The organism is Frankia sp. AgB1.9 (assembly GCF_016786355.1).
In the GTDB taxonomy this organism is placed as follows: domain Bacteria; phylum Actinomycetota; class Actinomycetes; order Frankiales; family Frankiaceae; genus Pseudofrankia.
In genome coordinates this window covers 53,585-63,248 of sequence record NZ_JADWYX010000052.1, presented here as the reverse complement: position 1 = coordinate 63,248, position 9,664 = coordinate 53,585, and the positions used below count along the sequence as shown (strand labels likewise).

Genomic DNA, 9,664 nt, shown 5'->3' with positions numbered 1-9,664 from the left:
GGCACCCGCGCGGATCAATTCGACGAAGAACGCGAAGAACGCGCTACCAGCGTCTTCCGTCTCCGCGAGAACCGCGGGGGGGGGGGGGGCGCCCCCCCCCCCCCCGGGGGGGGGCGCGGGGGGGCGGGGGGGGCGGGGGGGGGGGGGCCGGCCCCCGCGGCGGGTCTCGGCGTGGGTGGGGCCGAGCACCGTGGTTTGCCGGGCAAGGGTGTCGCGCAGGAGCTCGGCGGCCTCAGCGGTCCGCCCGAGGCCACGAGGTCGCTAGGCCAGCCGCGGTTGCCGAGCGGACCGTAGCCTGACGGCTATCGCAAGGTGCTGATTACTCGCCTGCGGCACGCGGGTTGACCGCGGGCAGTCGGCAGACGGGCTGTCTGGCGAGGAGATCGAGTCCTTCGCCGTTCTGTTTGGCGATGCGGCGTCGTCGCGGCAGGTGTTGGATCTGGCGGGTATCCCGGAGGGCGACGTCCGTGGGACGCGCCGAACGGTCTGTTGTTCTGGGCGTCGGTGTCGCGGTTGCTGTCGGACGGGGCTGTGTCGCGCGGGCGGGTTCGGCTGTTGGAGGCTGCCCGGTCGCTGCACCCGGAGTCTGGGTGCGAGCCCGCCGATGGTTGACGCCAGCGGCTACAGTGGTTGATCAGGTGGCCTCGGGAACGGTTCCGTCCGGTGTGCCAGAACGGTTCTGGACGCGCTGGAGGAACTGCTCGGTCCGCCGGGTCTCCGGGTGGTCCGGGCCGAGGACGCGGGTGCGGCGTTCGAGCGTGTCGCGCGACAGGTCGAGCGCCTCGTCGTAGCGGCCGAGGCCGTCGAGGTCGCGGGCGAGGTTGTGGGCGGCGTGCAAGGCCTCGGGGTGATCGGGGCCGAGGGTGCGGTGGTAGCGGTCGAGGGTCTCGCGGTGCAGGTCACCGGCCGCCTGGGCCTCGCCGAGCCGGTAGAGATCGACGGCGAGGCTGTTGGCGATGCGCAGGGTGTTGGGGTGGTCGGGGCCGACGACATGCCGCGACCTGGTCAGGCAGTCCTGGTGGAGGTCGCGCGCGGCGGCCAGATCCCCGAGGGCATAGTGCAGGACGGCCAGGCTGCTTGCGGCGAGCAGCGTGTCCGGATGGTCGGGGCCGAGCACCTGCCGCGATGTGTCGAGGGTCTGTCGCGCCAGGTCACGTGCCTGAGCGTGCTGGTCGAGGGCTCGTAGATCACGGGCGAGGTTGCGCGCCGACGCCAGTGTCTGCCGATGGGACGCGCCCAGGACCGTCCGTCGACGGGTGAGGGTGTCCTCGTCCAGCTCACGGGCGGGGGCCAGCTCGTGCAGGCCATGCAGGTCGACGGCGAGGTTGGCGGCGATGTCCAGGGTCTGGGGATCGTCGGGGCCGAGCATGGCACGCGCGGTGGCGAGCGCCCGGGCGTGCCAGTCCCGCGCGGCGGGGCGGTCGCCGAGGCCACGCAGGTCGAGGCCGAGCGCGTCGGCGGAACGCAGCGAGTCCCGATGTTCCGCACCGAGCAGGCGGGCTCGGCGCTGGTACGTGTCGCGGTCGAGGTTCTCCGCTTCGGCGAAACGACCACCACCGCGGAGGGCCTCAGCGCGCCGGTGCGCGGAGGCGAGGAGATCTCGGTTGTCCTCGGCCCCGTCGAGGGTCGCCCATCGGGTGGCCGCGGCGCCGGCGAGCGACGCGGAGGTCGCGTACTGGCCGGTCGCCGTCAAGTAGTCGGCGACGGCGAGCACAGCGGCCCGGAACGGTGGAAGTCCCGCCGACGGCAGGTGATCAAACAGGGTCTCGATGTGCGGGGTCAACACCGCGAACAGCGGCCAAGCGCTGGGATCGTCCGCCGCGGCCGGCAGCACGTCTACCAGCAGGTCCTGAGCCTGACCCGCATATCTTTCCCGTCCCGCGGTGCCAAGCTGGTGACGCAACGCGGCCTGCGTCAGGCGGTGAAGCGCGAAGGTGCCGCTCGCGACCTGCCCGAGCGCGAGGGACTCGATGGCACGCAGGACCCGACCGGCCCCGATGACCGGCTCGACGTCGGGCAGCGCCACTTTGATCATGCTGTTCAGCAGCCCGGGAGGTAGCGGAGCGGGCGCCAGGAACGCGGCGAGGTAGAGGACCCGCGCCGCCGCCGGCTCCTTGCTGGTGAGCCGGTCTACCGCGGTGGCCACCGAACCCAGCAAGCCAGCCGGATAGTCGGCGGGAATGTCCTCGAATGCTCCTGCCATGGAGGTCTCGACCAGCCTCAGATAGATGTCGGCACTGAAACCAGTGGAGGCCAGGTATGCCGCCGCCTGGCTGATTGCCAGCGGCAAGTGATCAAGCGTCTCGGTGGCGGCTCGAATCTCCCCGTCCGAGAGACGGACGCCGCGGCGTCGTAACAGCTCCGCCGACTCGTCCGGCAGGAACGGTCCGACCGGATGTACGTGGCCGAATTCACCCAGAACGCGACTCCGGCCCGTTATCAGAATGTCGCCGCTACTGCCAGTCGGCCACCAGGCAGCGAGGAGATGGCGGTCGTCGACGTTGTCGAAGGTGACGAGCCAGCTCGGCTGCTCGCGCAACAACAGCAGCGCCCGGCAGGCGCGCCGCTCGTGATCGGGGTCGTGCGGCAGGTGCAGGGCGTCGGCCAAGCGATCGAGCGACTCGACGATCGACGATGCGGTCGCGGCGTCGACCCACCACACCAGCGAGTACCGGGACACGAACCGGTAGGCGTACTCGACTGCCAGCTGCGTCTTGCCAAATCCCCCACCGCCGGTCAGGACCTGGGAGACGATGCGATCGTCGGCTAGCCGAAACCTGTCGTAGATCGTCGACAGGAGCGCTTCCCTGCCGACGAACCACACAGGTCTCGGCCGTACGTTCCACACGTCTGGCATCGCGCCCGGGAACGGCACCGAACCGCGGGGTGCCGGCGGGCGCGGTGAGCCAGGAAAGCCGGCCTTCGCTCTTCGCTCGACTTTTCGCTCGTCGATGGCCCGCAACAGCCGGTCGCGGGCCGTTTCTTCATCGATCCCGTGGAGCGAAATGTACCCCGTCGTACTAAGGATCGGCGGGACATCGCAGCTCTCGACCCTCATGGGCAGCAAGGCCTGGCGGTTAAAGGCGGCGGTCGCCTCGGCCATACACCAATCCGACCTGAAATAGGGCAGAGAGTACAGGGCGATCGTTTGTCGAGCCGCGGCCACCTGACTGTTCATCCAGGCGACTATGTTCGCCCCGGGCATGGCGTCCCATGCCTGCAGCCGCACAATCCGACCGACCGCCTCCAGCTCACCTGCGACCCATTCCGCCCAGGCGCGGTCGGCGCCCGCGTAGGAGATGAAGAAATCCACCTCCGCGTCTGGAGGCTGGTGCCAGCCGTTCAATGTACCCCCGCCGGTTTTGCCTGACAGCTGGATTATTAGGAGGTCGCCATGTAAGGCGCGGCTATGCATGTCCGACCCGCGTGAGTCTACCGCCGCCGCCGGCGCCCGGTCGATAACGGGCGAAGCTCGGCCGACCATTCCAGCATCGCCCAGGTTCAGGCGCCGAGAACGACCATCGGAACGACGGCTCTCGGCCGCACACCGTTCCCACGGGCAAGGCTGGCAAGCGCACCCACTCGCACACCGGGGCGCTGACGCCCCTGTGTTGTCAACTGGCTGGAGTGGCCTGGCGGAGGTGTGTGGGATGGCGTTGTAGATCTCGCGGGCGACGTATCTCTTCAGGCGTCGGACGATCTCGCGTGGGGTCTTGCCTTCTGCGAGGCGTCGTTGCTGGTCGGCGCGGGTTCGTGGGTCGAAGCGCAGCGGGGTGATCACGACGCGGTGGAGCGCGGCGTTGGATTGCGGTCTGTGGATGCCCGGGGCGGCTCAGTCAGGCTGCCGGCAGGTATTCGTGGACGAGGCCCCGAGCCGGTCTCGTCGGATCACTGCGGCGGCGGGTTCCGGCAGCGGGCCGGGCGCGTCTGGTGGCTGCTGGTCGAGTGATCGATGTGGCCGGTGGGCGTTGTAGTGATCGACATAGTCGGTGAGCGCTGCGGCCAGGTGATGCTCGCCGAGGATGAGCAGGTGCTCGAGGCTCTCGCGGCGGACGGTACCGACCCAGCGTTCCGCGTAGCGTTCGCGATTGGTGCCTGGATGGGGGGTTACGCAGGATCGCGATGTTCTCGGCAGTGAACACCACGTCGAACGCGGCCGTGAACTTCGTGTCCCGGTCCCTGATCAGGTAGCCGACGGGGGAGGCCCGCTGGTCGAGGTCCATGAGCAGGTTGCGGGCTTGCTGGGTAGCCCAGGCTCCGGTGGATGCCGAGTAACGCAGGCGAGGTGGACGCGACGGCGGTCGAGCTCGAGGAAGAACAACACGTACAGCCGGGTCAGCCACACCGTGTCGACCGTGAAGAAGTCACAGGCAACAATCCCGTGGGCCTGCGCACGCAGAAACTGGCGCCAGGTCGGGCCGGCGCGCCGGGGCCCGGGATCCAGTCCGGCCGGTCTCAGGATTCTCCAGACCGTGGAGGGACCGATCCGGTAGCCCAGCCCGACCAGTTCGCCATGCACACGCCGGTATCCCCACCTGGGGTTCTCCCGAGCGAGCCGCAGCACGAGCGCACGAACCTCGGCCGTGATCGAGGGCCGGCCCGCGCGGCGGTGCGGCTGGGCCCAGTGCCGGTGGACCAGCCGGTGTTGCCAGCGCAGGACCGTCTCCGGCCGCACCGACAGATCCGGCCAGGAGCTGCGGGGAAGCAGCCGCGCCAATGCGGCGAACCCCGCCCGGTCCGCCCAGGTCAACCGCTGTCGAGTGACCTGGCGGCGCAGAACGGCCAGCTCATGGCGCAGAAGGAGGATCTCGGCGTCCTTCGACGTGGAGCTACGTGCCGACAGCGCCAACCAGCCCGTCAGCCAGCGCAGAGCAAGATAGACCAACCGCAGCGTCACACCCGTGATCATGAAACCCGGGGTCGCCGCGCGGACAGCCGACGGCCACGAGGCCACGCCGAGACGACGCAGTCGGGGCCACGCGGCACCGCTCCGTCCGCAGCCAAAATCCCAGGTCAGCACCCGCGACCGAATATCGGGCTCCCACAGGCACGCCCGTGACCCAGGTGTGCCCCATCTCCATGCCCACAACGACGAGAGCCATATAGCTTGTGAGCTATATGGCCAGGTCAGAACGGGTGCGCCGCCATGGGACTCCAACCCGAACCCGCAGATTAAGAGACGGCCATATTTGCTGTTAGGCGGTGACATCCGATGACGAGTGGTGACGTTCTGGCCGGTCAGCACATGTACCGTGTGCCGGCCGCTGCCAACCCGTGCCAGGCCTGTCTGGAACGTCCGGGCACACACCGGGCACACCAAGCCGACCTACGGCGGTCGGCGGCACGACCCACCGCAGCGCGCATCCCCTCTACCGCATCGCCCGTGTCCTCCTGCGGGCGCCAAAGAGCGTGCAATGACGCCGGGACGACCCGGACCACTACCCCACGACCGGTACGCCTGCCCGGTGAACTCATCCACCCAGACCTTGCCGGAGTCGGCCGGTGAACCCCACCCACGTGACGCTCTCGGCCAACCAGGCCGCGCCACCGCTGGCCCTCCGCGCGGTCACCCTGCTGATCGCCGTGGTCGTCGCCCTGAGCTTCCTGTTCGGGCTCGGCAACGTCTGGGCACTGGGTCTCCGACTCGGCGTCCCCGGCTACATCGCACCTCTGGTCGCGCCGGCAGTTGATCTCTCCGTTGTCGCCCTGCTCGTGGCGACTCGCCAACTCGCCCTGGCTGGTGCCAAGCCCGCGCAGATCCGCCCAGCGCAGCATCTGCTGATCTTCTGTAGCCTCGTCACACTCGCTCTGAACACCGCACAGCCCATCCTCGACGGCCACTACGGCCGCGCCGCCTTCGACGCCGTCGGCTGCACCCTGCTCATCGGCTGGTCCCACATCGCCCCTGACCTCCTCCAAGGCTTGCAGACCGCGACGGCCGCTCCAGATCCGATTGACCTGCCCGCTCCTAAGTACCCGATCGACGCCCCGGCCGATTCTGGCGCCCGCCGCGCCACGCGAGCCTGGAACATTCCGGCGCAGCCCGCAGGGACAGCAGTAGGCGGCCGTCCACGCGTGCGCCAGACAGGCGCTTCCGATCCGGACCTTGTTCGCCGCGCCCGCACCGAAGACGCCCGCCATTGGGAAAGACACCACCGCCCGATCTCCGCAGAGACCCTCCGTAAGCGCCTCCACGTCGGCGCACGCACCGCCCGCGAGCTCGTCGTACAACTCAGAGCCGACAGCCGGAGCCGCCTCCCCGACCGGTCGATTGATCCAGAACTCCTGCCCACCGCCGGGTAGAACGCTCTGCCACCCGCGGCCACCGTTCCGGTTCCTCATCCGCGACCGCGACGCGAAGTTCACAGCGTCGTTTTCGACGCCGCCTTCATCGGCGGTCTGGCACCTCACACCTAGGGCACCACAAGATCGTTACCGGACCCATTCTCCAGGAACGGTTGATAATACGTGGAATCCGTTCCCTCGCCCCTTGCGCGATGCGACAATGTTCATGTCCGGCGGGTGGGCTTGGCGTGTGTCACGGGGGTGGCTCTCGGTGGACGACCTGACCCGTGACGAGATCGAGGCGCTCGCCGACGCGTTTCCCGATCGGGAGTCGGCCCGCCGGTTGTTGGAGGCCGCTGGTCTTCCCGCTCGACGCCAGCCTGCGTGGTCGGCCCTCGATGCCGAGAGCTTCTGGTCGCAGGTCGCCCAGCTGATCAAACATGGAAAGCTGGTCGAGGGACGACGAAGGCTGTTTGCGGCGGCGTCGATCGAGTTCCCTGGCAATCGGACCTTCGCCGCAGCCGTCGCTCAGGGGCCATCGTGGCGGCGGTGCCCCGATCCGCATCTCCTGCCGGCGCTACCGCACCGGTTGGTGCCTCGGCCGAAAGACGCGGCGGCTGTCCGTGCTCTGCTCGCCGGCCCTCACTTTGATCCTGAGCGTGATCGCGGCGGAGCACGGGTTGTTGGTCTGGTCGCGATGGGGGGCGCGGGCAAGTCGACCTTGGCCCGCCAAGTGGTGTGCGATGAGGCTGTTCGCCGCGCGTTTCCCGACGGGATCGTGTGGATCGACGTGGGTCAGCAGCCCGACTTGAGGTCGATCGCCTCGCTGATCCTCACTGCCTTTGGAGACCGACAACCCGTCGTCGAGACGGGCCAGGCGGTCCGCAGGCTACGGTCGGTGCTGGCCGGGGCCTACTGCTTGATCGTGCTTGATGACGTCTGGAGCATCGACGTCCTGAGGTTCCTGCGGATGCCCGCCCGCACGCGGCTTCTGGTGACGACCCGGGACCGCGGCACCCTTTTCACTGACGCCGACGTTCACGAGCTCGCCCCCGCCGACGACCAGACTTCGCGGAGGATCCTCGCTGCGTACAGCGGCCGGTCGATCAGCGAACTTCCGGACATCGCGACGACGATCGTGGACCGCTGCGGCGGCCTCGCGCTCGCACTCGCTGTTATCGGAGGCATGGTCAGCGAGGGACGGCGCTGGGAGACGGCCGTTCAACGACTCCGCAGCGCTGACCTCGCCAGGCTATCCGCGCAGTTCGAGCACTACCCGCATCTCGATCTCCTGGCCGCGCTTGACGCCTCGGTGCGCGCCCTCTCGCGGGAGCACGCCGCCCGCTTTCTCGATCTCGCCGTATTCCAGGGACGCGGACCCATACCAGCAGCGGCCGTGTTCCTGCTGTGGCAAGCGACCGGTGAGATCGACGACCTCGACGCCGACGATCTGCTGGATTTGCTCGTCCAGCGCTCGCTCGTCCAGCGGGACCCGATCAGTCGGACCGTCACGTTGCACGACTTGCTGTTCGACTACGCCCGCGGCCGTCTCGGCGCCCGCGCACTCGCCGAACGTCACGAGATCCTCGCAGACCAGTTGCTTGCCCACTGGGGCGGACTGTCCGCCGGGCTGCCGCTGCTGCCGAGAACGACGGAAATCGATGATGTAGCTCTCTACGGGATTTCAGAGCTGGTTGGTCACCTGCTCGACGCTGGCCGCCCGGACCTCGTCGATGAACTGCTCGAGCTTGAATTGTCCACCGTGCACGGCCCCCAGAACCTCTGGTACGCGGTCCATGAGAAGCTCGGTCGAACCAGCGATTACCTGGCGGCTGTCCGCGCCGCCTGGGAGGACGCCAAGGCACGTCTCGCTTCCAACGACCGGAGCGGACTCGCTAGGCAAATTCGCTACGCGCTCTACATCGGCTCTGTCACTAGCCGCGCGGCCACCATCCCCCCATCGCTCCTGCTCCGCGTTGTCGAGGCTGGAATCTGGACGCCTCACCATGCGCTCGCCTACGCCCAGCTGATACCCGAGTCGACGAGCCGGGCGCGGGCGCTGTCAGGACTAGCACCCCACCTGCCGCAGGAGCAGCGCACTCACGTACTGGATCAAGCGCTCACCGCAGCCGCCACGATTACCAACGAACTCAGTCGAGCAGAAGCCCTGTCCGATCTCGCACCGTTACTGCCCGCGGAACTCACAAGCCGCGCGCTGACCGCCGCCATCGACATCCGCGACGACTACGGACGGTCCGTGGCGCTCAGGAGCCTGGCTCCCTACCTGCCTACCGATCAGCTGCTCGACGCTCTGAGAGCAGCGCTCACGATCGACGAGTCCGCAGACCAGATCTATGCGCTTACCGCCATCGTGCCGTGCCTGCCGGCGCACCTTCTCATCCGAACCCCAGCCGCGGTTGTCGCCGCCGGCACGCCGCGCCCCGGCCCAGAGGCCCCGGCAGACACATCGCAGCGTCTCAACGAGAGACGCGACGTCGAACTCGCTGACGTCCTGCCGCGAGCCATGGCGATCCCCACCGCTCCAGACCGGGCTCAAGCACTGTTCTCGCTCGCGCTGCAGCTACCCACCGATCAGCGCACCCCGGTGTTCGCCCACGCACTAGCCTCCGCGACCGCCATCGACGACGACTACCAGCGCGCGGCAGCTCTCGCCGCCCTCGCACCTCACCTGACCACCGAACTCCTGGACGAGACGCTCGGCGTTGTCAGCACCCTGAACGACGCCAACTGCCGGTCGTTGGCGCTGTCTGGCCTGGCCCCATATCTTCCCTCTGACCTCCTGGAGGCCGCCTTAGCCGCCGCGACCGCCATCGACAGCCCGGCAAGCTTCGCCCGCATCAAATCCCAGGCGCTGTTGCCAGACGGCGAGAAGTCGATACCGGCGCCGGGCAGCCGACTGCCGCCGGCTGCCAGCCGGTCCAGCCATCAGGCAGCCATGCGATGGCTGGAGTCACCACCCGCTGGGCTACTGCCGACCTTGCGGCCGTCTCAGTCGATGAGCGCGGGCAGCCTTTCCTATTCGCCGCCGGCGTCCGTGGCCATCAAGTCCGCTCTCGTGGCCGATCTCCCAGCAGAACAACGTGACCACCTCCTCGGACACGCACTCGAGGCCGCCGCGATCAGCGGCAGAGGCCACGTCCTCGATCTGTTGCCGACGATCCTCGCAGCCGCTGCCCACCCAGACGCGGAAGCCGAATCAGCAACCTCCGTTCTTCGCGCCCGGCAATGGTGGCCCTAACCCTGCGGAAAGGGTCCGACACCCGGGCCGACCATGGCGAGCAGCTTGCGACCGCAAGGAACGCCACCGTCGACATCTCGATCCGTCGTCAGCCATGGCGGGTTATCGCCCAGCTCAGCG

5 protein-coding genes are annotated in these 9,664 nt (G+C 68.6%); 2 read left to right on the top strand and 3 right to left on the bottom strand.

Annotated elements, in window-relative coordinates; genetic code table 11:
* Positions 1-634 precede the first annotated feature (634 nt).
* The 3 genes from fxsT to I6A60_RS21470 form a co-directional block, all read right to left on the bottom strand.
* Positions 635-3,313, bottom strand: coding sequence for an FxSxx-COOH system tetratricopeptide repeat protein (gene fxsT, locus I6A60_RS21480; RefSeq protein WP_203014911.1), 2,679 nt, complete (start codon positions 3,311-3,313; stop codon positions 635-637).
* 519 nt (positions 3,314-3,832) lie between these two features.
* Positions 3,833-4,024: an integrase core domain-containing protein gene (locus I6A60_RS41900; RefSeq protein ID WP_307873793.1), complete on the bottom strand. Its 192-nt coding sequence runs from the start codon at positions 4,022-4,024 to the stop codon at positions 3,833-3,835.
* Positions 4,025-4,183: 159 nt separating this feature from the next.
* Complete coding sequence (locus I6A60_RS21470; protein WP_203014908.1) at positions 4,184-4,897, bottom strand: helix-turn-helix domain-containing protein; 714 nt, start codon at positions 4,895-4,897, stop codon at positions 4,184-4,186.
* A gap of 620 nt (positions 4,898-5,517) precedes the next feature.
* Between I6A60_RS21470 and I6A60_RS21465 the strand changes: the two genes are divergently transcribed.
* Positions 5,518-6,303 (top strand): hypothetical protein, encoded by a 786-nt coding sequence (locus I6A60_RS21465; RefSeq protein ID WP_307873792.1) that lies wholly within the window; start codon positions 5,518-5,520, stop codon positions 6,301-6,303.
* A gap of 253 nt (positions 6,304-6,556) precedes the next feature.
* Positions 6,557-9,544, top strand: coding sequence for an NB-ARC domain-containing protein (locus tag I6A60_RS21460; protein ID WP_203014903.1), 2,988 nt, complete (start codon positions 6,557-6,559; stop codon positions 9,542-9,544).
* The last annotated feature ends 120 nt before the right edge of the window (positions 9,545-9,664 follow it).